The sequence below is a fragment of the Acetobacter lovaniensis genome, assembly GCF_014207635.1.
Classification (GTDB): domain Bacteria; phylum Pseudomonadota; class Alphaproteobacteria; order Acetobacterales; family Acetobacteraceae; genus Acetobacter; species Acetobacter lovaniensis.
In genome coordinates, this window is sequence record NZ_JACHIE010000001.1 from 248,287 (window position 1) to 273,114 (window position 24,828).

General features: G+C 59.9%; 23 protein-coding genes. 13 read left to right on the forward strand and 10 right to left on the reverse strand.

What is annotated here, in order from left to right; translation table 11 throughout:
- The first annotated feature begins 234 nt into the window (after positions 1 to 234).
- A complete protein-coding gene (gene secD / locus HNR55_RS01160; protein ID WP_166110203.1) occupies positions 235 to 1,794 on the forward strand; it encodes a protein translocase subunit SecD in 1,560 nt (519 codons plus the stop codon).
- A gap of 17 nt (positions 1,795 to 1,811) precedes the next feature.
- Complete coding sequence (gene secF, locus HNR55_RS01165) at positions 1,812 to 2,759, forward strand: protein translocase subunit SecF (RefSeq protein WP_166110206.1); 948 nt, start codon at positions 1,812 to 1,814, stop codon at positions 2,757 to 2,759.
- Positions 2,760 to 2,825: 66 nt separating this feature from the next.
- Here the strand turns inward: secF and HNR55_RS01170 are convergent, their stop codons facing one another.
- Together HNR55_RS01170 and mscL are read right to left on the reverse strand one after the other, a co-directional pair.
- Positions 2,826 to 3,224 (reverse strand): hypothetical protein, encoded by a 399-nt coding sequence (locus HNR55_RS01170; protein WP_166110208.1) that lies wholly within the window; start codon positions 3,222 to 3,224, stop codon positions 2,826 to 2,828.
- Positions 3,225 to 3,310: 86 nt separating this feature from the next.
- Positions 3,311 to 3,802 carry a large-conductance mechanosensitive channel protein MscL gene (mscL, locus tag HNR55_RS01175; RefSeq protein ID WP_166110211.1) on the reverse strand — a complete coding sequence of 164 codons (492 nt, stop codon included), beginning with the start codon at positions 3,800 to 3,802 and terminating at the stop codon, positions 3,311 to 3,313.
- A gap of 303 nt (positions 3,803 to 4,105) precedes the next feature.
- On the opposite strand from mscL, the gene rpmE reads away from it, so the two are divergent.
- From rpmE to HNR55_RS01190, 3 genes are all read left to right on the forward strand, one after another.
- Positions 4,106 to 4,336, forward strand: coding sequence for a 50S ribosomal protein L31 (rpmE, locus tag HNR55_RS01180; RefSeq protein ID WP_086638545.1), 231 nt, complete (start codon positions 4,106 to 4,108; stop codon positions 4,334 to 4,336).
- Positions 4,337 to 4,510: 174 nt separating this feature from the next.
- A complete protein-coding gene (locus HNR55_RS01185) occupies positions 4,511 to 5,056 on the forward strand; it encodes an Hsp20 family protein (RefSeq protein ID WP_242005374.1) in 546 nt (181 codons plus the stop codon).
- Between the two features lie 204 nt (positions 5,057 to 5,260).
- On the forward strand, positions 5,261 to 5,851 hold the full coding sequence (locus HNR55_RS01190; RefSeq protein ID WP_166110214.1) for a DUF1013 domain-containing protein: 591 nt from the start codon (positions 5,261 to 5,263) through the stop codon (positions 5,849 to 5,851).
- A 60-nt stretch (positions 5,852 to 5,911) separates the two neighbouring features.
- On the opposite strand, the gene HNR55_RS01195 is transcribed toward HNR55_RS01190, so the two are convergent.
- Entirely contained in the window at positions 5,912 to 6,076 is a 165-nt protein-coding gene (locus tag HNR55_RS01195; protein WP_166110217.1) for a YdcH family protein, read from the reverse strand.
- 230 nt (positions 6,077 to 6,306) lie between these two features.
- On the opposite strand from HNR55_RS01195, the gene HNR55_RS01200 reads away from it, so the two are divergent.
- Genes HNR55_RS01200 through HNR55_RS01210 form a run of 3 tightly spaced genes read left to right on the forward strand, consistent with a single transcriptional unit; the run spans position 6,307 to position 8,279 of the window.
- Positions 6,307 to 6,513, forward strand: a complete 207-nt coding sequence (locus tag HNR55_RS01200; protein ID WP_166110220.1) for a YdcH family protein — start codon at positions 6,307 to 6,309, stop codon at positions 6,511 to 6,513.
- Between the two features lie 45 nt (positions 6,514 to 6,558).
- Positions 6,559 to 7,110, forward strand: coding sequence for a 5-(carboxyamino)imidazole ribonucleotide mutase (gene purE / locus HNR55_RS01205; protein ID WP_264813743.1), 552 nt, complete (start codon positions 6,559 to 6,561; stop codon positions 7,108 to 7,110).
- Positions 7,107 to 8,279, forward strand: coding sequence for a 5-(carboxyamino)imidazole ribonucleotide synthase (locus HNR55_RS01210; RefSeq protein WP_166110223.1), 1,173 nt, complete (start codon positions 7,107 to 7,109; stop codon positions 8,277 to 8,279). The genes purE and HNR55_RS01210 overlap by 4 nt, the downstream gene beginning before the upstream one ends.
- 30 nt (positions 8,280 to 8,309) lie before the next feature.
- Here HNR55_RS01210 and HNR55_RS01215 read toward each other — a convergent pair whose 3' ends face one another.
- Complete coding sequence (locus HNR55_RS01215; RefSeq protein ID WP_198911904.1) at positions 8,310 to 9,029, reverse strand: JAB domain-containing protein; 720 nt, start codon at positions 9,027 to 9,029, stop codon at positions 8,310 to 8,312.
- On the reverse strand, positions 9,026 to 9,772 hold the full coding sequence (locus tag HNR55_RS01220; protein WP_166110229.1) for a JAB domain-containing protein: 747 nt from the start codon (positions 9,770 to 9,772) through the stop codon (positions 9,026 to 9,028). Before HNR55_RS01220 ends, HNR55_RS01215 begins: the two co-directional genes overlap by 4 nt.
- 60 nt (positions 9,773 to 9,832) lie before the next feature.
- Between HNR55_RS01220 and HNR55_RS01225 the strand changes: the two genes are divergently transcribed.
- The 4 genes from HNR55_RS01225 (at position 9,833) to HNR55_RS01240 (ending at position 15,969) form a co-directional block, all read left to right on the forward strand.
- Positions 9,833 to 12,058, forward strand: coding sequence for an ATP-dependent helicase (locus tag HNR55_RS01225; protein WP_166110232.1), 2,226 nt, complete (start codon positions 9,833 to 9,835; stop codon positions 12,056 to 12,058).
- Entirely contained in the window at positions 12,058 to 12,972 is a 915-nt protein-coding gene (locus HNR55_RS01230; RefSeq protein WP_166110235.1) for a 50S ribosomal protein L11 methyltransferase, read from the forward strand. The genes HNR55_RS01225 and HNR55_RS01230 overlap by 1 nt, the downstream gene beginning before the upstream one ends.
- Before the next feature lie 84 nt (positions 12,973 to 13,056).
- Positions 13,057 to 14,838 (forward strand): aminopeptidase P family protein, encoded by a 1,782-nt coding sequence (locus HNR55_RS01235; protein WP_184382506.1) that lies wholly within the window; start codon positions 13,057 to 13,059, stop codon positions 14,836 to 14,838.
- A 99-nt stretch (positions 14,839 to 14,937) separates the two neighbouring features.
- On the forward strand, positions 14,938 to 15,969 hold the full coding sequence (locus tag HNR55_RS01240; RefSeq protein ID WP_166110241.1) for an isocitrate/isopropylmalate dehydrogenase family protein: 1,032 nt from the start codon (positions 14,938 to 14,940) through the stop codon (positions 15,967 to 15,969).
- Between the two features lie 80 nt (positions 15,970 to 16,049).
- Here the strand turns inward: HNR55_RS01240 and HNR55_RS01245 are convergent, their stop codons facing one another.
- From HNR55_RS01245 to rpsD, 4 genes are all read right to left on the reverse strand, one after another.
- Positions 16,050 to 17,915 carry an FUSC family protein gene (locus HNR55_RS01245; protein WP_166111229.1) on the reverse strand — a complete coding sequence of 622 codons (1,866 nt, stop codon included), beginning with the start codon at positions 17,913 to 17,915 and terminating at the stop codon, positions 16,050 to 16,052.
- 166 nt (positions 17,916 to 18,081) lie between these two features.
- Complete coding sequence (locus tag HNR55_RS01250; protein WP_166110244.1) at positions 18,082 to 18,987, reverse strand: LysR family transcriptional regulator; 906 nt, start codon at positions 18,985 to 18,987, stop codon at positions 18,082 to 18,084.
- Positions 18,988 to 19,002: 15 nt separating this feature from the next.
- Entirely contained in the window at positions 19,003 to 20,550 is a 1,548-nt protein-coding gene (locus HNR55_RS01255) for a peptide chain release factor 3 (protein ID WP_166110247.1), read from the reverse strand.
- A 99-nt stretch (positions 20,551 to 20,649) separates the two neighbouring features.
- The gene (gene rpsD, locus HNR55_RS01260; protein ID WP_025824941.1) at positions 20,650 to 21,267 is read right to left on the reverse strand and encodes a 30S ribosomal protein S4; all 618 of its coding nucleotides are present in this window, start codon (positions 21,265 to 21,267) and stop codon (positions 20,650 to 20,652) included.
- Positions 21,268 to 21,570: 303 nt separating this feature from the next.
- Here rpsD and HNR55_RS01265 point away from each other — a divergent pair, with 303 nt between their 5' ends.
- Positions 21,571 to 22,101, forward strand: a complete 531-nt coding sequence (locus HNR55_RS01265) for an HdeD family acid-resistance protein (RefSeq protein WP_166110250.1) — start codon at positions 21,571 to 21,573, stop codon at positions 22,099 to 22,101.
- 31 nt (positions 22,102 to 22,132) lie between these two features.
- On the opposite strand, the gene HNR55_RS01270 is transcribed toward HNR55_RS01265, so the two are convergent.
- Entirely contained in the window at positions 22,133 to 24,775 is a 2,643-nt protein-coding gene (locus HNR55_RS01270; RefSeq protein WP_166110253.1) for a cation:proton antiporter, read from the reverse strand.
- Positions 24,776 to 24,828 lie beyond the last annotated feature (53 nt).

Here is a 24,828-nt window from a genome sequence, read left to right on the forward strand (position 1 = left end):
GTTTTGCTTCCCCCAAGGGGTAGCAGCCTCACCCCCGAATGCAAACAAGCCCCGCTCCTGCCCATGCGCTACCTGCCATGCCCACCCACCCCATTTACGACTGGGTGATGCGCCTGAGCCACGCAGAATGAGCGAAAAAGCAAAGCATTCCACCCATAAGCACGCGAACGGGTTGCATCTGTCAGGGTTGAGCGGCATGTTCCGGGCAGCAAAACCGCAAGCGATCAGGTAAGAATGTATTACAGCCGCCTCAAACTGGCCTCGGTACTGGGCATATGCCTTTTAGGCCTGCTGCTGTGCCTGCCCAACGGCATGCGCAAGCCGCTCCCTTCCATACCATGGCGACAGATCCACCTTGGACTGGATCTGCGGGGTGGTTCCTACCTGCTCATGCAGGTGGATCTGCAAAGCCTGACCCATGACAGGCTGCAAACCCTCTCGGAAAACACGCGCGATGCGCTGCTGAACGCGCATCTGGGCTACCAGAACATTGCGGTGGATGCCACCAAAGGCACCATCTCGTTCATGCCGCGCTCCGCTGCGGAAACCGAGGCAGACATAGCGGCCCTGAACGCCCTGCCCCGTGCAGTGCCCAACGAATTCAGCGTCAGCAAGCGTGAAGATGGCAGCATAGCCCTTGTTCTGGCTCCCGAATCCATCCGCACCCGTGCGCGTGAGGCCGTAACCCAGTCCATTGAGATCGTGCGCCGCCGCATTGACGGCACGGGGGCTGTTGACCCCGAAATTACCCGCCAGGGTGATGACCGCATTGTTGTGGAACTGCCCGGTATTAGTGACCCTGAGCGGATCAAGGCGCTGCTGGGCACCACGGCCAAGATGAGCTTCCATCTGGTCGATGCCAACCCGCTGCACGCAACCTACCCGCCACAGGGGGTCAGCCTTTTGCCAATGGCCGACCCGGCGGAGGGTGGCCCCCTCCCCGTTTTTGACCATGTGGATGTTGATGGCTCGGACCTGACCAACGCCGGTGCGGTCATTGACCAGCAGAGCGGCAAATGGGCGGTCAGCTTCTCTTTCGATTCGACAGGCACGCATGCTTTTGCCGCTGTTTCGCAGGCCAATGTTGGCAAGCGATTCGCCATTGTGCTGGATAACAAGATTATCGAAGCACCCGTGATCATGAGCCCCATAACAGGCGGCAATGGCCAGATTACCGGCGGGTTTGATGCACAAAAGGCAACCGACCTTGCCCTTATGCTGCGCGCAGGCGCCCTGCCCGCCCCGCTGAGCGTTATTGAGCAGCGCTCCATTGGCCCGTCACTGGGAGCGGATTCCATTCGCGCGGGCATGATCAGCCTTGGCGTCGGCTTTATTATGGTCGTGGCTTTTATGGTGCTGTTCTACGGCCGCTTTGGCTGGTACGCGGACTTTGCCCTGCTGGCCAACCTTGTGCTCATGGTGGCCATTCTCTCGCTCTTTGAGGCAACACTCACCCTGCCCGGCATGGCGGGCATGCTGCTTACACTGGGTATGGCGGTGGACGCCAACATTCTGATCAACGAACGCATACGCGAGGAAATTGCCCGTGGGCGCACCCCGCTGGCAGCCATGCAGACAGGGTTTGAAAAAGCGACCTCCACCATTATCGACAGTAACGCCACGGCCCTGCTGGCCCATGTGATGCTGTTTGTTTTTGGCACAGGTCCGGTCCGTGGGTTTGCACTCACCATTACCATTGGCATTGTGACCACCCTGTTCACCACCCTGCTGCTCTCCCGCATGCTCATGGCCCGTTGGTACGCGCGTACGCGCCCTACCAGCCTGCCTGTTTGAAGAACGAGGCGCTACTTATGTTCGGACGTCCTCTCCTGCGTTTTGTCCGCAAGGATACGCACATCAACTTCATGCGCGGCCGCTTCATGGGGCTGATTGTCTCGGCCGTGCTTTCGATCGCATCGCTTGTTCTGTTCTTCCATCCCGGCCTTACGCTGGGCCTGGATTTTCGGGGGGGGATTGTGGTGGAAGCCCAGACCCCCGGCCCGGCTGATTTTGCCAAAATCCGTGCGGCTCTGGCCGAGCATGGGGTATCGCACGCCTCCTTCCAGTCCTTCGGGGCTGCCAATGATGTTCTGATCCGGCTGGATGCGGGCTCGGAGCAGGATACGCAGGCCATTGTGGACAAGGTGCGCCACACCGTGGCCGAATCCCTGCCCGGCACCACCATCCTGCGGGCCGATGCGGTCGGGGCTTCGGTTTCGGCCGAGTTGTTCCGCAACGGCATGCTGGCTCTGGCCCTCAGCCTTGCCATGATTCTGGGTTACATCTGGTTCCGGTTCGAATGGGAGTTCGCCCTGAGTGCTGTCATCACTCTCATACTCGACCTGACCAAGACCGTGGGCTTTCTGGTCCTGACCGGCTTTGAGTTCGATCTGGTTATGGTCGCCGCAATCCTGACCATTCTGGGCTATTCCACCAACGACAAGGTGGTGGTTTATGACCGTGTACGTGAGAACCTGCGCAAATACCGCACAATGCCGCTGATCGACCTGATCAACCTTTCAATCAACGAAACACTCAACCGTACGCTGGGCACGTCCTCCACGGTCTTTCTGGCATCCCTGCCGCTGGCCCTGTGGGGAGGCGCCACGTTGTCCGGTTTTGCGTGGACCATGCTGTTTGGCATTGTTGTTGGCACGTCCTCCTCCATCTTTATCGCAGCACCTCTGCTGCTGTTCATGGGGGAAGGTCGTCTCAAGCGCGGCGCCAAAAGTGGCAAGGCTACGGCCCCATCGGCCTGAAGCCCCACCGCAATTACGCCTGACACAAAAAAACGGAGCCGTCTGACGGCTCCGTTTTTTTACGCCTTAATGGCGGGAGAGTGGAACGGGCACACCGTTGGGCAGCACCAGCATGCTGTTCCCTAATGGGGCAGGTTCATCAATGGTTGCCAGAAAAGCCTCCACCTTAAGCCCTGCCACCTTGAGCGTGTTGCTGCCCGGATGGTCCCGAAAAACCAGAATGGCGGCCAGAGCCTCCCGGTCGGCTGTAACGATCTGGACAATCTGCGGCAGGCTCAGACCACCACTCATCAACTGCCCGCGCGCCATGCCGTTGGCTATGGCGTAGCTGTACAGCAGCGTGCTGGGCGTCTGCTCCACCTTGAGCTGATACGGCGCACTCTGGCACCCTGCCACGCCAACAAGGGCAAGCAGCGCGACAAACGGAGGCGCTTTATAAAAAAAGCGGAATACAGAGGGCTTCATGGTTGAGAGCCTACTCCATATTCCGCCTGTCGAAAACACAGTGCCTGCCGGGGTATACGCCAGAGCGCCTGCCCACGACCCAGCCTTTAGCCCTGCGGGGGGGTCTGCTGCGTGTTACGCGCCACAAGTTCATCGCGGATCTGGGTCAGCAGGATTTCCGTCTGGGTTGGTGCGGGCGGGGCTGCGGGTTTGGCTTCCTCACGCACATGCAGGCGGGTCAGGGCTTTGACCATCCAGAAAATGGCCATTGCCACGATCAGGAACTGGATCACCGCATTCACGAACAGGCCGAGGTTAAGGGTTACCGCGCCAGCTTTTTGCGCGGCGTCCAGCGTTGCCTCGTGCGGGCCTTTAAGGGTGACGAACAGGTTGGAAAAATCAATCCCGCCGACCAGAAGACCAATAACGGGGTTGAATACATCCTTGACCAGACTGTTCACAATTCCTGTAAACGCCGCACCAATAACCACACCTACTGCCAGATCAACAACATTGCCGCGCATGATAAAGGCGCGGAACTCCCCCACCCAGCCCGGTGTACGCACGCGGGCCTTAAGATCAGTTTTAAGATCAACCATAAATTCAGTGTCCTGTTTTAAAGGGTTTTCTGCAAAGATACTGTTCTGTATCCGTCCGGCTGGCCATTTCTCAAGCATTATTGCTGGAATAACCAAAAATCTTTGCCATATCGGCCCCTGCCACATCGTTATTGGCGTAGTCTATTCAGGACGTTACCCCGTAACAGGCTGTGGCCTTAACGCCAGTTACAGGCAAAAGGTGCATAATCAACGGTTGATCCTGCTGCCGCATACCGTTATATGCACGGCAATTCGGCCCGGTCGGTATCGGGCCTTCGTCTGCTGTAAAGAAAGACCTGTCCCATGAAGTCCGGCATTCATCCCGAATACCATGAAATCACCGTCATCATGACCGACGGCACGGAATACACCACCCGCTCCTGCTACGGCAAAGCTGGTGACACCATCCGTCTGGACATTGACACCAAGTCCCATCCGGCGTGGACCGGCGTGCAGCGCATCATGGACACCGGGGGCCAGGTCGCCAAGTTCAACAAGCGCTTTGCCGGGATCGGCACCCGTTCCAAAGGCTGATTTTTCAAGCCTTGCCGTGTGCTTTTGGCCCCGCCCTCTTGAAAAAGGAGGCGGGGCTTTCCACGTTTGGAGCATGGCTGACGCCCCAAGGGGGTTAGCCAGAAAGACCTGCCACACAGGCCGCCTTATGGGGCCTGCTGTACGGCAGAACCTTGCTGAACGAGGAGGTTCCACATGACTTATGATTTTGCGCCCCTGTTCCGTACCGCCATCGGCTTCGACCGGCTGGCACAGGTAATGGACACCGCAGCCCGCAATACGGGCACACCCAGCTATCCCCCCTATGACATTGCCAAGACCGGGAGCGACAGCTACGCCCTGACCATGGCCGTGGCAGGCTTTGCCCCGGATGATATTGAACTACTGGTGCAGGACAACACTCTTGTGGTGTCCGGCCGGGTCAGTACCCCACTGGACGAAGGCGAAGTGCTGCACCGCGGTATTGCCCGCCGTGCCTTTGAACGCCGCTTTGCACTGGCTGACCATGTTGAGGTCACGGGGGCGGACATGAATAACGGCCTGCTCCGCATTAGCGTGCGCCAGATTGTGCCAGAAGCGCTCAAACCCAGACGTATTCCTGTCAATGCAGGCCAGACAGAGGGGCGCAGCGTGGACAGGGTTTCCGCACCATCCCATCAGGACCACGTGCCCTTTGCCCCCAATCCCACGCTGGCAACCTCGACCCCACCGCATAACCAGAGCGTGCCAGACGCGGCCTGAACCTGCCTTGCAGGCCAAAAAGGGAGTGGAACTCCGGTTCCGCTCCCTTGTGTTGTATTTTTGCGGCTTGACCTGAACGGGCTGCTCCCCCCATATCGGGGGCATAGATGCGCGTCGGCAGGCACGCAGGCTTCGGAAAAGGTTCCAGGCCGTCAATTTACCGGTGCCTGCGTGAGCGCCGCCCGACGACAGGATAGAAGCCAAATGACGACCTTACCCTTGATGCCAAAAGCAACCGCTGTGTGGCTGATCGAAAAGACCGCGCTCAGCTTTGAACAGATTGCCGCTTTCTGTGGGATGCACCCGCTGGAAGTGCAGGCCATTGCCGATGGTGAAGTCGCTCAAGGCATTGTTGGCTATGACCCCGTTGCCAACCACCAGCTCGCACTTGAAGAAATCCGCCGCTGCGAGGCCACACCCACGGCGCGACTTAAAATCATGGCCACCAACAACCCCGTGCGCCGCCGCTCCAAGGGGGCGCGCTACACGCCGGTTGCCAAGCGCCATGACCGTCCGGATGGCATTGCCTTCCTGCTGCGCAACTACCCGCAGCTGAGCGAGCAGCAGATTGTAAAACTGCTTGGCACCACCAAGGACACTATTGCCAAAGTGCGCGACAAGCAGCACTGGAACACCCCCAACATCAAACCGCGTGACCCGGTGACCGTTGGTCTGTGCAGCCAGACAGACCTGAACGCCGCTGTAGCCGAGGCCAATGCCCGGCTTGAACGTGAAGGGGCGGAAATTCCCGTACCGGCACTGGATGCAGGCGAGACCGATTTTTCTGCTGAATAAAATCCTGCCGGATTGATCTGCCGTGGCTACTTACATGGCAGATCAATCCGCACTGCGTGTTTAGCCCGCCAGCCGTTCAATTTCTTCCTTGATCCTGAGCTTTTGCAGTTTCAGGCACATCAGAATGCGCTCATCCGGTCTGGGCCTGCCCCCTTCGGAAGCAATTTTCTGGTCAATATGGGAATGGCGGTGTTTGAGAGACTCTATCCTTGCTAGGCGCGCCATGGCTGCCTCCATTCGGTTAGTGACTCATTGACGCTAGCGTACAGACGGCCAGAAACTTCATGTTAATTTCATATTCCACTGCATGCCGATATGCGCTGCGCACATGGAACTTTTTCCAGTTTGCACAAGCTGGCCGCGCAATGCATGATTGGTAAAGAGCGCCATAAATGCGACAACGGAGTAATCCGATTGAATGCACGAGTCAGATGCACACAGGGAGAACCAGCGCCATGATGCAGGACCGCGAGTCACTACTGGGGCAGCTTCTTGAACTGCGAAGCGAGCATCGTGATCTGGATACGGTCATCAACAGAATGACCAGTGAGACAGCCTTTATCGACCAGCTGTACCTTCAGCGGCTGAAAAAACGGAAATTACTGCTCAAAGACCGCATAACGCGGGTTGAAAGCCAGCTGATACCCGACAATATTGCCTGACTTTGCAACAGGACCAGCATTAGCAAGACCGGATACCCTCCCCCTGTGAACACAACAGCCCCCCAGACCACCACCTCCCACCCAGCAGATAACAGCACAGCGGCCGCGCCCTCCAAGGTTGGCATTATCATGGGCAGCCAGTCAGACTGGGAAACCATGCGCCATGCCGATGCCATTCTGAACACGCTGGAAATCCCGCACGAAACCCGTATTGTCTCGGCCCACCGTACACCGGACCGGCTGGCGGAATACGCCCGTACGGCAGCGGAACGGGGGTTGTCTGTTATTATCGCCGGGGCTGGGGGCGCCGCCCACCTGCCCGGCATGTGTGCGGCATGGACCCGCCTGCCCGTGCTGGGTGTGCCTGTGGAATCCCGCGCACTCAAGGGCATGGACAGCCTGCTCTCCATTGTGCAGATGCCCGGTGGCGTACCCGTTGGCACGCTGGCCATTGGCGCGGCAGGGGCCAAGAACGCGGCCCTGCTGGCGGCTTCCATTCTGGCCCTGCAAAACCCTGAACTGGCCGCACGGCTGGAAGCATGGCGCGCGATACAGACCGCATCGGTTGCCGACACACCCGTGACAGAAAACGAATGACCCACACACACGCAGCTCTGGCCCCCAACGCCGTTATCGGCATTGTGGGTGGAGGGCAGCTTGGCCGCATGTCTGCTGTTGCAGCCTCCCGACTGGGCTATAAAACGCATATTCTCACTCAGGACGCCCATGGCCCGGCCGCACAGGTTTGCAGCGCCATAACCCTTGGTGCGTATGATGACCCCGCAGCACTGGACGCTTTTGCCAAAGCCGTTGATGTGGTCACCTTCGAGTTTGAAAACATTAGTGCCGATGCACTGGACCGGCTGAGCAGGCATTGCCCTGTGCGCCCGTCTGGCAATATCCTGCGCATCAGTCAGGACCGGCTGGCGGAAAAGACCTTTCTGGCAGAAGCCGGGGTGCCGCTGGCGCCGTGGCATGCGGTAACGGACCATGCCTCCCTGCACGCAGCGGCAGACAGGCTGGGTTTTCCGCTTATCCTCAAGACCACCCGCAACGGGTATGATGGCAAGGGCCAGCGCCGTGTGCAGAATGTCGCGGAACTGGATGAAGCTTTTGCTGCACTCGCACCGCACCCGCTGGTGGCCGAAGGTATGGTCGATTTTGCCTGCGAACTGAGCGTTATGGTCGCCCGCGGCACAGACGGTACAATCCAATGCTTTGACACGGTTCTCAACCACCACTGGCACGGTATTCTGGACCTGACACTCGCCCCCGCCCCCGTGCCCGAAAGCGTTGCGGAAGAAGCAGGCCGACTGGCAGCCCTGATTGCCGAGCGGTTTGATCTGGTTGGCATTATGGGCGTGGAGATGTTCCTTGTGCGCGATGGCTCACTGATGGTGAACGAGGTTGCCCCGCGCCCCCATAATTCGGGCCACTGGAGCATGGATGCCTGCGCACAGGACCAGTTTGATATGCACATCCGCGCGGTTGCGGGCCTGCCCCTGCCCCACGCCACCCGCCATTCGGATGCGGTGATGAAAAACCTTGTCGGCCCCGAAGATATGGCCCTGTGGCCCGCCATTCTGGCTAATCCGGGCCATATTCCGCATCTGTATGGAAAAAAAGAAGCCCGTGAAGGGCGCAAGATGGGGCATGTGAATATTCTGTTTCCCTACGGCGCACTCCCCGGGGACTGGGGCATACAGGCAGCTCTTGGCCCACTGGCAACCAAATGCGCCTCTCCCCCACCAGCAGACGAGGACTGAGCAGACCCACGGCCTGAGCGGAAGAGGTGGTTACAGCAACCCCGCCTCCTTCATGCTCAGGACCTGCTCCCGCCCCACGATCAGATGGTCGGCCACGCTCAGCCCTACAACGCGGGCAGCGGCAATAATCTGCCCGGTCATGCGCATATCCTCTGCGGAAGGCTGAACATCCCCACTCGGATGGTTATGCACCAGCACAAAGCTGCTGGCTTGCAAGACCAGTGCGCGCCTTACAATCTCACGCGGGTAAACAGGCGCATGGTCCACCGTACCGCGCCCCATGACTTCGTCCGCCACAAGCCGGTTCGCTGCATCAAGGAACAGCACACGCATCTGCTCGGTTTTTTCATGCGCCATAAGAGCCGACAGATAAGCGTTAAGGGCGGGACGTTCACACAGAACGCTCTCACGCTGCAAGCGGGCGCGATGCAGGCGCAAGGCGCTCTCACGCACAAGGATCAGCAACACACGCACGGCTTCGGGGAGCAGACGTACACTTCCCTCCTGCTGTGCCGCAGCCAGCAGCACGGCAGACAGGGTGGCATATTCTCCCACAAGGGCTTCAGCCTTCTCGTGTGCCTGCACAGGCACCATGCCTGCGGCCCCAAGTAATGCGGCAAGGCATTGCCGGTGATCCGGCCCCACAGGTAAGGCCCCGGCCAGAGGTTGAACCTGCGCCAGTTCTTCCTGCGGTCTTGCAAAAAAAGCCCCGCCATCGGCCATGCCCGGTGGAGTGTAGGGGCGACTCACCAGTCTGTCGCCATCTGGCGAGCACTTGCCCATGCGTTAGCCCCAACCACCAGATGGTCATGCAGGCTGATCGCCAGCAAGGGAGCAGACTTGCGCAGACCCGTAATAAAAGGCGCGCAAGTCTGGAGCAGGGTTTGCACGTCCTGCCCCGGTTCGGCCAGATACACGCTCACAACAGCACAGGCCTGCACCTCCAGCGCGCGTTGCAGAACATGAGCCACAGTCTGCTGCACAAACTCCGCCGCGGGTTTTGCTTTTGGCGTAACTCCTGCCAGCGGCTCATCCGCCAGCAGGGTGTTGCGGCTGTCCAGAAGCAGCATACGCATCTGCGGCCGTTCCACAGCCCGTAACACCGTGTTGCAATACTGCAAAAGACTGTCCCAGTCGCCCAGATAAACGCGACGACTGCCACTATCGCGTACCAGACAGGCGGCCACATCCGGCAACTGTGCACATAAAGCTGCGCCGCCGTGCGGCACACCGGCCCCCTGCAACACTGCGGGCGCGGAATCGAGCACGGCGGAAAAAGACCCGAACTGGTTGATCAGGCTTTTGGCCAGAGGTTTGGTGTCCCGCCGGGGCACACCGTAAAACAGGAGCATTTCCAGCAATTCGTAATCGGCCAGCCCGCCCGCACCATGGGCCAGCACCCTCTGGCGCATACGCCTGCGATGCCCCGCTGGCCCGGTTGATGCAAACCCGCTCGCCCCTTCCTGAACGGAAGAAGCAGGGGTTGGCGACATCTTTGTTTTCGCCATCCTATTGCTCCGATTGGCCTGAGGCGAACATCACTATATAAGAGAATGGTGACGACATTCGAGCCCCCTTCTCATCCCGCCTCCCACACTGCTCCGCAGAGCGGCTCCTCCTACCTTGCGCGCCTGAACCCCGAGCAACGCGCGGCCATTGAGACAACAGATGGCCCGCTGCTGGTTCTGGCTGGTGCGGGAACCGGCAAAACCCGTGTGCTAACCACACGCTTTGCCCATATTCTGCTGACCGAGCGCGCCAAACCGTGGCAGATACTGGCAGTAACCTTTACCAACAAAGCCGCGCGGGAAATGCGCGAGCGTGTTGCCCTGCTCCTTGGCGCACCGGCGGAGGGGCTGTGGCTTGGCACCTTCCATGCCCTGTGCGCACGCATGCTGCGCCGCCACGCGGAATATGTGGGACTGACCCAGAGCTTTACCATTCTGGACACGGACGACCAGCTCCGCCTGCTCAAGCAGGTTATGGAACCCTGGCAGATCGACACCAAACGCTGGCCCGCACCCGGCCTGCTTGGGGTGATCCAGCGCTGGAAGGACCGGGGGTTAACGCCTGCGCGTGTCACCCCGTCTGAAGATACGGACTTTGCCAATCATCACGCCCGCGCCATTTACGAGGCTTATCAGGCCCGCCTGATACAGCTCAACGCCTGCGACTTTGGCGACCTGATGCTCCACGTGACCGAAATCCTGCGGACCCGCCCCGATGTGCTGGCCCAGTACCACCGGCTGTTCCGCTATATTCTGGTCGATGAGTATCAGGACACCAACACCGTGCAGTATCTGTGGCTGCGCCTGCTGGCCAAACAGGCCGATGGCACGGCCAATATCTGCTGCGTGGGGGATGATGACCAGTCCATCTACTCCTGGCGTGGTGCGGAAGTTGAAAACATTCTGCGGTTTGAAAAAGATTTTCCCGGCGCAAAAATTGTCCGGCTGGAACGGAACTACCGCTCGACCCGCCACATTCTGGGTGCCGCTGCGGGGCTGATCGCCCATAATGGGGAACGGTTGGGCAAAACCCTGCGCTCGGGGCGGGATGACCCCTCGGATGGGGAAAAAGTGCTGGTCACCAGCGTATGGGATTCGGACGCCGAGGCCCGCAGTGTGTGCGACATAGCCGAGCGCCTGCACCACAAGGGGCAGTCTCTGGCGGAAATGGCCATTCTGGTCCGTGCCGGGTTCCAGACCCGTGCATTTGAGGAGCGGCTTGTACAGACCGGCCTGCCCTACCGCATTGTTGGCGGCGTACGCTTTTACGAGCGGGCCGAAATCCGCGATGCACTGGCCTATATGCGCGTGGTCAGCCAACCGGCGGATGATCTGGCGTTCGAGCGGATCATCAACGTGCCCAAGCGCGGCGTTGGCCCGGCCAGCCTGCAAAAACTGCGCGAGGCGGCCCGCTTTGCCAATACTCCGGTGAGTGTTGCAACCCAGACCATGCTCGAAACCGGCCAGCTCAAGGGCAAAATGGCCGACCAGTTGCGCACACTCACCAATGCCCTGAACACCACGCGGGATATTCTAAGCCGCGAAGGCCACGTGCTGGCCATTGAACACCTGCTGGAAGAGAGCGGCTACCTTGAAATGTGGCGCCTCGACCGCTCGCCCGAAGCCCCCGGACGGCTGGAAAACCTGAAGGAACTTGTGCGCGCTCTGGCTGATTTTGGCACGCTGGGCGAGTTTTTGGAGCATGTCTCCCTTGTGATGGAGACGGACGAAAAAGCGCAGGATGCCAAACTCTCGATCATGACGCTCCACGGAGCAAAAGGGCTGGAGTTTGATACGGTATTCCTCCCCGGCTGGGAGGAAGGCGTTTTTCCCTCCCAGCGCACGCTGGATGAAGGCGGGCTTAAAGGGCTGGAGGAGGAACGGCGTCTGGCCTATGTGGGCATTACCCGTGCGCGCAAACAGGCCATGATCTTCCATGCCGGGAGCAGACGCATTTACGCCAATTGGCAGCCTTCCATGCCCAGCCGCTTTCTGGATGAACTGCCAGAGGAGCACATCAGCCGCAAAAACGAAGGCGGCTCCGCCCGCCGCGGCCTGTTTGCCGAGCAGAGCCTGTTTGACAGCGGCCCCGTTGTTACCCGCCGCAAACGCCCGCCAGAGGCAGAACCGGCCTTTGAGCTGGGGCAACAGGTTCGCCACCCCCGTTTTGGCGTGGGCATCGTTATTGCGGCTGACCGCAACCATCTGGAAATCGCGTTTGAAGACGCGGGCACAAAACGGCTTCTTTCCTCCTTTATCGAGAAACTATAATGGCTCCCACACCCCGCCGCCACGCTACAAACCTGGAAACCATTTCTGTCACCGTACCCGAAGCCGCTGTGGAAGCGTACGAAAACGCCATTGGCAGCGTCTGCACCACGGTTGGTATTTTTGAGGCCAACCCCGAAGGCACTCAGTGGCGGGTTGAAGGCGTAAAAGACACGGGCCACCGTGAGGACGAACTGACACTGGCCCTTATGCTGGCCGAACTGACCAGTGGCGTCTCCGCCCCGCTGGAACGCGCAGCAACCGAAGCCGAAGGCTGGCTTGCCCGCACTTATGAGGCTTTTCCCGAACAGAAGGTGGGCAAACGCTTTGTGGTGCGCGGCACCCATCTGCCCGATGCACCCGAGGCAACCCGCATTGTGCTCACGCTGGATGCGGGTGTGGCTTTTGGCTCGGGCGAGCATGGTTCCACCCGAGGCTGCCTGCGCGCACTGGAACGCATTGCCCACCGCCACCCCCGCCGCATTCTGGACCTTGGCTGTGGCACGGGTATTCTGGCCATGGCCGCAGCGGCCCTTTTGCACCAGAAGGTGCTGGCGGTGGATATTGAGCCGTGGTCGGTCCGTGTTTCCGCCCAGAATGCGCGGCGCAACCGGCTCAACCGTGCCCTTACCTGCCGCCTTGGCAATGGCTGGCAAACGCCCGCCATCCGCAAAAACGCACCGTATGATCTGGTTTTTGCCAATATTCTGGCCCGCCCGCTGTGCCTTATGGCCAAGGATCTGGCACAGGCACTGGCTCCCGGCGGCACGGTTATTCTGGCTGGCCTGCTGCGAACGCAAATCCGCATGGTGCTGGCGGCCCACCGCAGGCAGGGGCTGGTGCTTGAGCAGGTCCTGACCGAAGGGGACTGGGCAACGCTGATCCTGCGCCGCCCCGGCGGTTCTTATCCCGCCTGATCTTTTGCCGCACCTTTGCGCAGGGCAGCCTATGCCTGGACCACCCTGCGCCCGACCCTAGCCCAGCATCTGCGGAGTAGTACCTTGGCTTCCTTATCCATGAGCAGACTCACCTCACTTCGTACCGTATTGCGCCAGAACGGGCTGGATGGCGTGATTATTCCGCATGGTGATGAGTTTCTGGGGGAGTACACCCCGGCCTGCGCACAGCGGCTGGCATGGATAAGCGGTTTTACCGGCAGCGCTGGCACAGCCATTGTGCTGGCAGACAAGGCCGCCGTTTTTTCCGATGGTCGCTACATCACACAAATGGACCAGCAGGTGGATGGCACGTGCTGGGAGCGTGTGCATGGCGGGCAGTTGCCCCCCGCCACATGGCTGGCCGCCAACGCCCGGCCCGATGCCAGCATTGGCTACGACCCACGCATTATGAGTGCCGCGGAACTGGCCCCCTACCTGCAACACGAGCAGCTTTGCCTTACCCCCACCGCGCATAATCTGGTGGATGCACTCTGGCAGGACCGCCCTGCCCTGCCCGCTGGCCCCGCGTTTATACACCCCCTGCGTTATGCGGGCGAAAGTTCGGCCAGCAAGCGTGAGCGCATTGCGCACGACCTGCGCCATCTGGGGCAGGATGCCGCCGTGCTGAGTGATTCAGCCTCCATTGCCTGGCTGCTCAATATCCGTGGGACGGATATTCCCTGCACCCCCGTTGTGCTGGCTTTTGCCATTATCCATGCCGATGCAGGCGTTGACCTGATTATCCAGCCCGACAAAATACCCGCAGACGTGCGCACATGGCTGGGGGCGGAGGTGCGTATCCATGCGCCCACAGAGCTGGAGCAGGTGCTGGCCTCATTAACCGGGCGCACCGTGGGGGTGGACCCGGCAAGCAATGCCGTGTGGTTTACGCAAATACTGGGCCGCCATAACGCAACCGTTGCCGCCACGCCCGACCCGTGCCTGTTACCCAAAGCCTGCAAAAACCCGGTTGAGCAGCAGGGCATGCGCGCAGCCCACCTGCGCGACGGCGTGGCCCTGTGCCGCTTTTTGCACTGGATGGACACCCACGCCACCACCACAACCGAACTGGATGCCGCCAAACAGCTCGCCACATTCCGGCGTGCCGCGGCAGACTATGTGGAGGACTCGTTTACGGCCATTTCAGGCGCTGGGCCAAACGGGGCCATTATCCACTACAGCGTAACCCCGCAGAGCAACCGCGCCATAACCGCCAACGACGTTTACCTGATCGACAGCGGTGGCCAGTACCCCGATGGCACAACCGATGTCACCCGCACGCTCTGGTGTGGCCCCAACACACCCCCGCCAGAGCTAAAAGCCGCGTTTACCCGCGTGCTCAAGGGCAACCTGCGCCTTGGCCATGCGCGCTTCCCCACGGGCACAAAAGGCCATGCGCTGGACGCACTGGCACGGTACGACCTGTGGCAGGCAGGGCTGGATTTTGACCACGGGACCGGCCATGGCGTTGGCAGCTTTTTATCGGTGCATGAAGGGCCTGCCCGTATTTCCAAGGCTGTTTCCACCATTGCGTTGCAGGCGGGCATGGTCCTGTCCAACGAGCCGGGTTTTTACCTGCCCGGTGCATACGGCATCCGGCTGGAAACCCTTGTTCTGGTCCGCCCGGCCGAAGTTGCAGACTCCACGCGGTCTTTTCTGGAGTTTGAAACCCTGACCCTGGCCCCGTTCGACCGGAGACTGATCGACCTCTCCCTGATGGGAGAAGCAGATACGGCCCTGCTGGATAGCTACCATGCAGAAATCTTGCACCAGATTGGCCCACACCTGCCCACAGATGCAAAAAATTGGCTGCAAACAGCCTGTGCGCCTCTCAACAAGGCGTGATAGCAGGCGCTGGCCACCAATGGTCACGTAAATGGGAATCGCCTGTGCGTCCAAAGAGGCGCAGAACAGGCACCGAACGTTGAAAGGGAGCTTCTCAGAATGACAGCACATAGCAAGACCATTCCCGCCACACTTATTCCCGGTGATGGCATTGGCCCTGAAATTGTTGAATCGGTTATCGAAATTCTGGACGCGGTTGACGCCCCGTTTGTATGGGACCGTCAGCTGGCCGGCATGGCTGGTGTAGATGCGGTTAACGACCCACTGCCCAAGCAGACCATTGAGAGCATCCGCCGTACGGGCCTTGCCCTTAAAGGCCCACTGACCACACCAGTTGGTGGTGGCTTCAAGTCCATCAATGTGACACTCCGGCAGGAATTCGGCCTGTTCGCCAACCTGCGCCCCACCAAGACCATTGTCCCCGGTGGCCGGTTTGAGGACATTGACCTCGTTCTCTTCCGTGAGAACCTGGAAGGCTATTATGCCGCCATGGAGCACTACATTCCCGTGGGTGAAGACCCCAAGGGTATTGCTCTGAGCTCCGGCTTTACCTCCCGCGCGGAATGCCGCCGGATTGTCAAATACGCCTTTGATTATGCCGAAAAAAACAACCGCAAGACGGTTACAATCGTGCACAAGGCCAACATCCTCAAGCTGCTGACCGGCCTGTTCCTTGAAGAAGGGCGCAAGGTTGCCGAGGAATACAAAGGCCGCATCGCCTTTAACGAACGGATTGTGGACGCCTGCGCCATGCAGCTCGTCATCAACCCGTGGCAGTTTGATGTGATTGTGACCACCAACCTGTTCGGGGACATCCTGTCCGACCTGACCGCTGGTCTGGTGGGCGGTCTGGGTATGGCACCGGGTGCGAATATTGGCGAAAAAGCCGCCGTGTTTGAAGCTGTCCATGGCTCTGCACCCGACATTGCAGGCAAAGGCATTGCCAACCCGCTGGCCCTGCTGCTGGCTGCGGTCATGATGCTGCGCCATGTTGGCCACAACAAACAGGCTGACCGGATTGATGCCGCGATCAAAAAAGTGATCACCGAAGGCGGCGTCCGCACCAAGGATCTGGGCGGCAATGTCACATCCAAGGAACTGACGGCAGCTCTCAAGCAGGGTCTGGCCTAAGTTACAGGTCCCCTCCTCCGCTACGGGCAGGCCCGGTAGCGGAGGGTGACCATAAGGGGGTGCTCCGGCATCCCCTTTTTTTATGGCAGTTCCATTGGCTGCGCGCAGGCCAGAAGCTGGAGACTGAGCAAGGCGTGCTCAAATATTTCCTGCTGCTGGGGGGGCATCTGTGCAACCTGCCTGTCAAGCCAGCGGGCGGTTATGGCCGCCTGCCGGGTTACCACCACCCCATCATCCTGCTCCCAGTGCCGCAGAAAAGCCCGGAACGCCTGTTGCACATTGCGCGGCGTGTCGGGGGCCAGAGCAAGCTCACGCAGCAGAATAACATGCATTCCGCTCACCATGCCCGAGAACTGCTGGCGGGCAAAGGCTTTGCGCTGTGGCAGGGCAATACCCTGAGCATTACGCACAATCCGCACCAGACTATCCGCATTGCCTGACAACCACTGATAGACCGAAACCCGGTTATTGGCAGAAGCCAGCTCCCTCAGTTGCCTGCTGGTCCAGCGTGCCGTGCGCTGCATGTGGGAATCGGGCCTGAACGGCAGAACCGTGCGGTACGTCCAACCCGCCACCAGCACAGCCCCCAGAAATGCAAGGGCCGTGTTGAGGAACGAAACCTCATCATACCGTCCCTGATTATTCGGCCCCATAAGAACAGGCAGAAACATGTTGAACGAAAACGCATAGCCCGCCGTCGCCGGGTTGCGCGCGGCAAGCCCGCCAATGACCATAGGCACCATAAGCAGGATTACCAGCAGTTCAGGCGTACTGAGCGCGGGCAGAACCAGCGTTACGTAAATCCCGGCCGCCAGCACGCACCACACGGCCCCCCGAAAGAACGGAGCCGAGGCCACAACCGGGTTTTCCCGCGTGGCCAGCAGGCCGTACACAAGTGCCAGCAGCGACATAAAGGTTGGCCCCGCAGGCCATGCCGTGACCTCCCACAGCAGCCAGCCAACCAGAATACCCGCACAGGCGCGAACACCGTTTTCCACCGCTTCCAGCGTATGCCTGCGCGAGCGGATACGAAAACGGAAATGGTCTCCCCGCCGGTGTGTCAGGCAGGCCTGCACGTGCTCATCAATACTACGCTCATCCTTGCGGATGGATGTTGGCACCTTGCTGGCAGGCAGCAGCTTAAGGGTCGCCAGCCCTTCTGCCCGGGCCAGCATAACCAGCAGTCCCGCCAGCGCGGCACGGGCATGGTCGGCCATATGGCCATACCCCCCGGCCTCCAGCGCATCGTATTCAATACGACTGCCTGCGGCGGTCAGTTCGCCCAGCAGCGGGCTCTGGTCCAGTTCGGTTGTCGGGTGCCCTTCCACCAGACAGGTTACACGGTTGCGCACCAGCGCCTGTACGCTTTCCAGCCGGGTTATAAGCCGGACACGCGCATGGGCCTGAAGGCCGGGCATGAACAGCAGGGCCAGCAGGGCCTCGCACACCACGCCCAGCACAATATACGTGCCGCGCGCCATGGCGATGTCAAACACCTGATCAGGCTGCATAATGGCCCCGGTAGCCACAATGGCGGATGTAAAGCCGGTCAGGACCAGCCCGTAAGCTTTATACCCTTCCAAAAAGGTGGCCATGCCGCAGCACAGACCAATCCAGCAGGCCAGCACACCAAAAAACAGGGCAGGACTTTGCGGAAAAGCGGCAATAAGCCCCACCGCCACACAACAGCCCAGAATTGTACCCGCAATACGCCACCGTGCCTTGGATAAGCTCTCCCCGCGGGAGGACTGCGCAACCACCCATACGGTCAGCGGTGCCCATTGGGGGCTGTCCAGTTCCATGGCCATGGCGATGACAAGGGACAACCCGGCGGCAAAGGCCGAGCGTACGGCAAAAGCGACATCCCCGCAGGACGGGGCAACAAGCCATTTAAGCTTACCCGCCCAGTGTGCGCTGAACGTCTGCCACGCAGCCAGCAACAGCATACCCCCGCACCGATGGCCGGGCACGCCTGCGTCTGGGTCCATATTGTTCATGGTGTGTTGTACTCAGCCAACCGAAAAAACCGCACGATGTTCAGATCGTCCGCATAAGTCCAAGCGTTTGTTCTGATTACATCATAAGCAGGATTTATGATGAACCCACAATCTGCTAAGCGGTATAAATACTATCCAGTTCCAAAGTGGTGGCAACATGCCACAGGCGGGTGAGCAGCGCGGTGGAATTAGGCTGGTTCAGCCGGAGCACGCCAACATCCGGCGCTGGGGACGGGTCCAGCCTGCACACCTGCAATGGTGGCATAAGGCCCGTACGCTCAGGCAAGGCGGATATGGGCATAATACCCGCCACCTTGCCTGCCATGATTTCCGTATGCAGCAGTTCCAGCACATTGGTTTCCAGCATGACCTGCGGCACCACGCCAGCCTGTGCAAAACAGGCATCCACCAGTTGCCTGCTGTGCATGTTGCGATTAAGCAGCCCCAGCGGCAGGGTGGCCGCCTCTGCCCAGCCGCATCTGTGCTCCACTGGCAATGGAATGGAAGGCGCTGCAATCAGCACGTAATGCTCGGCGTACAGGCGCTGGACCTCAAACGGTCCATCCTTGGGCACCTGCTCCAGATACATCAGCCCCAGATGAATGCGCTGCTCCCTGAGCTGATGCAGGATTTCCGCATTGGGGTAAACGGTGACCTCAACCCGCAGGGCAGGCACGGCGCTGCGAAAATGCTCCAGCAGCAGCGGCACAACCTGCACCCCCTGCGGCATGACACCAATGGAGACAAACCCGCCCGCCACATCCTGTGCAAAAGCGGCCTCCTGCCGCAGACTGTCCAGATCCGCCAGGGTCTGGCGGGCCCAGATCAGCACGCGCTGGCCTTCCTCCGTCAACCCGAAAAACCGGCGGTTGCGGTTGATGATGGTAATGCCCAGCTCGTTTTCCAACTGCCTGATTGCAGAGGAAAGTGCTGGCTGGGACACCCCACACGCCTGTGCTGCGCGCGAAAAATGGCGGTGCTGGTCCAGCGCGATCAGGTAACTGAGTTGCCGCAAAAACACCTGTGCGCGCGCCCCTTAGCCGATTTCGATCCCGATCTGCTTAATGTCGTGGAACTTGATGTCGGGGTTCTGCTCTTCTGTCCGGCGCATCATAAAGCCCGACGTTGCCAGAAAAACAGGGTCATCATCCAGATCATCCGCCATGGCAGAGCGGTTGGAGGCGGCAAATGCCTCAATTTTACTCCGCGGTCCGGTAATCCAGCGCGCAAGGGAGAACGGTGTGGAGTCAAACCCGATGCCAACGCCATATTCCGCCTGCAGCCGGGCCTGCAACACATCAAGCTGAAGTGTGCCCACCACACCCACAATTGGGGGCGCGCCATCCTGCGGCCTGAAAAGCTGCACGACCCCTTCCTCCGCCAGCTGCACCAGAGCCTGTTTGAGCTTTTTGGCCTTCATGGCGTCATCAAGGCGCACACGGCGCAGGATTTCGGGGGCAAAATGGGGAACGCCGGTAAAGCGGATGTCCTCCCCCTCGGTCAGTGTGTCACCAATACGCAAGGTGCCGTGGTTGGGAATGCCCACAACGTCGCCTGCAAAGGCTTCTTCCGCCAGATGCCGGTCCTGCGCAAAAAAGAACTGGGGCGTGTGCACGGCAAAGCTTTTGCCTGTGCGCGTGTGTTTGAGCCGCATACCCCGCGTTAAACGGCCGGAGCATATGCGCGCAAAGGCAATGCGGTCACGGTGGTTGGGGTCCATGTTGGCCTGAATCTTGAATACCAGAGCCGTCATGCCGGGCTCATCGGCCGTGACTGTGCGGCTTTCCGCCGCCTGCGCACGGGGGGACGGGCCAAAGGCCACAAGCGCGTCCAACAGGTCGGTTACGCCTATTTCCTTGATCGCACTCCCGAAAAACACGGGGGTCAGGTGCCCGGCATCGAACGAGGCGCGGTCAAACTCCGGCAGAGCGGCCTCGGCCAGTTCCAGTTCTTCACGCATCTGCACCAGACGGGCATCGTCCTCCGCCAGCGGTGTGAGCGTGTTGAGCTTGCCGTTCAGCAGGTCATACGTGCCAACAAACGTAGCCGCACGGCCAACCGGCCAGGTGGCGGGGCATGTATCGAGTGCGAGGGATGAGGCAATTTCGTCCAGCAGGGCAAAGGGGTCCTGTGCCTCGCGGTCCATCTTGTTGATGAAGGTCACAATGGGAATATCGCGCAGGCGGCAGATTTCGAACAGCTTGCGTGTCCGGTCTTCTATCCCCTTGGCCGCGTCAATCACCATAACGGCCGAGTCAACGGCGGTGAGGGTCCGGTACGTATCTTCGGAGAAGTCTTCATGGCCCGGCGTGTCGAGCAGGTTGAACACGCACCCGCCGTAATCAAACGTCATGACCGAACTGACAACCGAAATACCACGGTCGCGCTCAATGGCCATCCAGTCCGAACGTGTGCGGCGGCGCTCGCCTTTGGCCCGCACGTTCCCCGCCAGCTGAATGGCACCCCCCGCGCGCAGAATACGCTCGGTCAGTGTGGTTTTACCGGCGTCGGGGTGCGAGATGATCGCAAACGTACGACGGCGGACAATTTCCTTACCCAGTTCAGGATTGGCGGTATCAGACATAAATCAGTTCCGGGGCTTCTGGCATGAATAAAAACGGCAAACGCCGGATGGAGAGAAAACCCTCCACCCGGCGTCCACAGGTCGAACCGGAGTTCCCGATTAACGGGAGTAGAATTCGACCACCAGGTTCGGTTCCATCTGCACCGGATACGGCACATCGGAAAGCTGCGGGCCTCGCAGGAACGTACCCTTCATCTGGCGATGATCCACTTCCATGTATTCCGGCACGTCACGCTCAGCGGACTGGGTTGCATCCAGAACGATGGCAAGCTGCTTGGACTTTTCACGCACTTCGATCACGTCACCATCCTTAACGATGTAGGACGGGATGTTCAGCTTGCGGCCGTTAACCAGAATGTGGCCATGGCTGATGAACTGACGTGCAGCAAACGGCGTGATCGCGAACTTCATGCGGTAGATCACCGCGTCCAGACGACGTTCGAGCAGGTTGATCAGGTTTTCAGACGTATCGCCCTTACGACGCACGGCTTCCTGATAGTAGCGGCGGAACTGCTTTTCCGTGATGTTGCCGTAGTAGCCCTTGAGCTTCTGCTTGGCCATCAGCTGCACGGAGAAGTCAGAAGGCTTGCCCTTGCGGCGCTGACCGTGCTGACCCGGACCGTATTCACGACGGTTAACGGGGGACTTTGCACGGCCCCACAGGTTTACGCCAAGGCGGCGGTTGATTTTGTACTTGCTCTCAAGGCGCTTGCTCATAGTGCGCTCTTCATCTCTCAACAGGCGGGCCGGGAGAAACAGCCCGTCATTACACCGGTAGTCTCCGTCCACCACGGATCGGAGCGGGCGCACACCGCATTACCAGCAAAAAGGCGCTGGCCGGTCTGTCCACATTCCCGGCAATGGTCGCAGAGTTTACGAGAACGTCACCGGCCTGTCAACAAAAGCCATGCGGGTGAGGATACAAGAGGCGTGCGGCACCGTTTTTATTTTGTATTAACACGCACCAACATACTATCAGAACAGCACTACTCTTCACTCTGGGACGCAAGGATATACTCCATGCCATTTGCACACAAATGGGCCCTCTTTGTCGGATTGGGCGTTGCACTGGTCATACTGGGCTTTGTTGCCTGCCTTGATGCGGTGTCCGTTACCCTCGCCAGCACCATGTTTATTGGTGGCCTGCTTATTTTTGCCGGGATCATGCAGGGTGTGCATGCCCTTGCGGTCAAGGACTGGGGGGGCTTCCTGTTTTCCCTGCTCTGCGGCGGGCTTTATATTCTTGCCGGTGCCCTGTTGATCAAGGAACCTGTCTCCGGCTCCGTGGCCATTACGGTTTTTGCTTCGGCCTGTTTTGTTGTGGTGGGTGTTCTGCGCTCGATCATGGCGTTGCAGTACCGTGGGCTACCGGGCTGGGGTATTATTCTGGGCAGCGGGCTGATCAGCCTTGTGGTGGGCATGTGCCTGTATCTCAGCCTGCCCTGGTCCGGCCTGTGGCTGATTGGCACCTTTATCGCCGTTGAACTGATAGCAAGCGGCATTGGCTGGGTACAGTTCGGCCTTGCGCTGCGCCAGAGCAACCTGCGCTAGACCTGCCTGATACTCCAAGGAGGCAGGGGACTTACGCCCCGCCTGCCTCTTTATCGTCTGATGCGCCTGCATCGGGCTTTTCCGGCGGCATAAGAGCCAGCACATCCCCTTCGGGTGCAAGCAGGGCTCTGGCCGCCAGACCATCCTCATCCATAGCGGCTATTTTCCGCCTTGGCAGGAGCGATGTCGGGCGCTCCCCTGCCTCGCGCTTGCGCAGGATTGTTTCGATGTTCTGCATGACCACCGGGTAGTCATCTACCAGACGGCGGAAACGCGACGCCTTGATCGCCATGAAATGCCCGAACTGCACGGCCCGCACATTGCCCACACAGCGCCAGCGCTGGAGAGCTTCCTGCGCGCCTAGCAGGTCCCCTGCCCCGTACAATTCATCCACCCCGGCCACATGCGCCTCCACCAGCCCGGCGCTGATAAAATAGACGTAGCGCATCTTCTGCCCCTTGCGGCACAGCAGTTCCTGCGGTGCCACAAAGCGCAGGGATGTGGTGGTGGCCAGATCATGCAGTTCCGCACCCGGCAGCCCACGGAACACGGCCGCGTTTTTAATCCGGTCCTCAATCCCGCTACGCAGGTCAAAGCTCAGGCGCTTGTTCAGGCGGTGCCTGCGGCGCTCCAGTTCCTTGAGCAGTTCGCGGTTCAGTTCATCACTGATCAGGGATTCCGCGAGAAGGGTGTCGTATTCCTCCCCTTCCAGACGCAGGGATATCTGGCGGAAAATACGGTTTTCCAGCGCTTCGGCATAGCCATGGTAATGCAGGCGCAGGGTTTCAAGCGCCTCATCCAGCAGCTTGCGCTGGCGGGAAAGCACCTCGGCCACAATCTCCCCAATACGGCTGCCCAGCGTGGGTTCGAGTCGTTCACGCATGAAGCGGGTCAGCGAGATGGAAATAAAATGCGCCACCATCAGCATTTCAAACCGCTCGGCCATGCACAGCATCAGGGGCCGGTCCCAGTGCAGGTAATTATGCACCCATTGCGCCAGATCAAACCGCAAGGAAGGACTCAGCCGCCGCCGTAATGCGCGCACATACCCCAGCCGCCCTTCCAGCCTTGCACCATCAATCGCGGCTTCGGAGGAGCGCAGCAGGGTTTCCATCACCCGCCGCGACAGACCCTGCATACGGAACAGGTCCAGCAGCAAGGAGCGCTCCTGACTGGCTATGGTGATCAGGGCAAGGTTGACACGCTGGGTATCGGACAAAGCCTGATCGAACACATTGGCGGCCTGTTCCTCCTCCGAGCGACGCTCGATCTGGTCCAGCACGGGGCGCGTGGCGTCCGCGCTAAAGCCGAGTTCTCTCCCCAGTTCCTGCGCCCGTTCGCGGACATTCCCCAAACCTATGCCCAGCACCTGATGGCGCATGGCCTCATCAATGGGAGAAAGCTGGTCGAGCTTTAAAAACAGAACAAGCGAGCGCAATGTGGTGCCATTGACCAGCAGGGTAATCAGCACAAAGCCGGTGGCGATAATACCAATAAAATGGGCAATGGGCGTTGCGACGTGCTCATTCTCAGTCACCGCCAGCGCCAGCGCCAGCGTAATCGCCCCACGCAGCCCCCCCCACACCATGGTTACCTTGAACGGTGTTGGCACGGGGGGAGAAAGGCGCGACCACGCCAGAAATGGCAGCATGCCAAACACTACGGCTGCACGGGCGGTAAGCCCGGCCACACTGGCGATCAGGATCAGCACCCAGTCCCAGCGGGTCATGCCCACCAGAAGGTGCGGCACCAGCATGGACGCCAGCACGAACACCAGAGACCCCGCCCAGAATACCAGCTGCTGCCAGAGCTGGTTGAGAAACAGCCATGTCTGTGGCCGCACGGTGGACGGCCCGTAAACCGAGAGCGTCAACCCCGCAGCAGCAGTAGCCACCACACCGGATACCCCCAGAAACTCGTCCGAAATAATATAGACAACATAAGGCAGCGCGACGCTGAGCGTAATTTCGGCAGCGGAACTGCCGATGGCCGACATCATGGCCAGTGTCAGCCGCCCGCACAGCACCCCGACCACCAGAGCCCCCGCAAAGGAGACGACAAACGAAACAACGGCCTCTCCCGGATGGATGGCGCGATGCAGCGTGACCGATGGCAGCAGAATGGAAAAAATGGAAATGGCGGCGGCGTCATTGAGCAGCGCCTCCCCCTCGACCAGCCGGGTCAGACGGGTGGAGGCCCCAATATCGCGGAAAATCCCGGCCACGGCGGACGGGTCCGTGGTCGCCACAATGGAGCCAAGCAGCAGGCAGACCACAAGCGGCATACCCGCAAAGGGCATAAGGGCGAAACCGATCAGAGCGGTGGAGAGCGCCACAGCCACCACGGCCAGCAGCAGCACGGTTGCGGCCTCGTGCGCAAGACGCCGCACATCAATGGCCAGCGCGCCCTGAAAAACCAGCACAGGCAGAAAAATAAGCAGGAACGACTCACTGCTTATGGGAAAATCCAGCAGGGTTTCGGCTATTCCGCTCAGGGCGGAAGCATAGGACGTGCGCAGCGCAAAATCCGCCAGCGAACCAATAATAATGCCGACAATAGCCAGCAGAACGGTTTCGGAGAGTTCGAGCTTGCGGGCAATAGGCTGTACCGCACTCACCACAACCAGCAGAAGCGCAATAACAAGCAGTATCGCAGCCAGCCCTGTTACCGCCATACCCATGTCCCTTTTACTGCCAAAACCTGTCTGATTCCTTCCTTGCTAACACA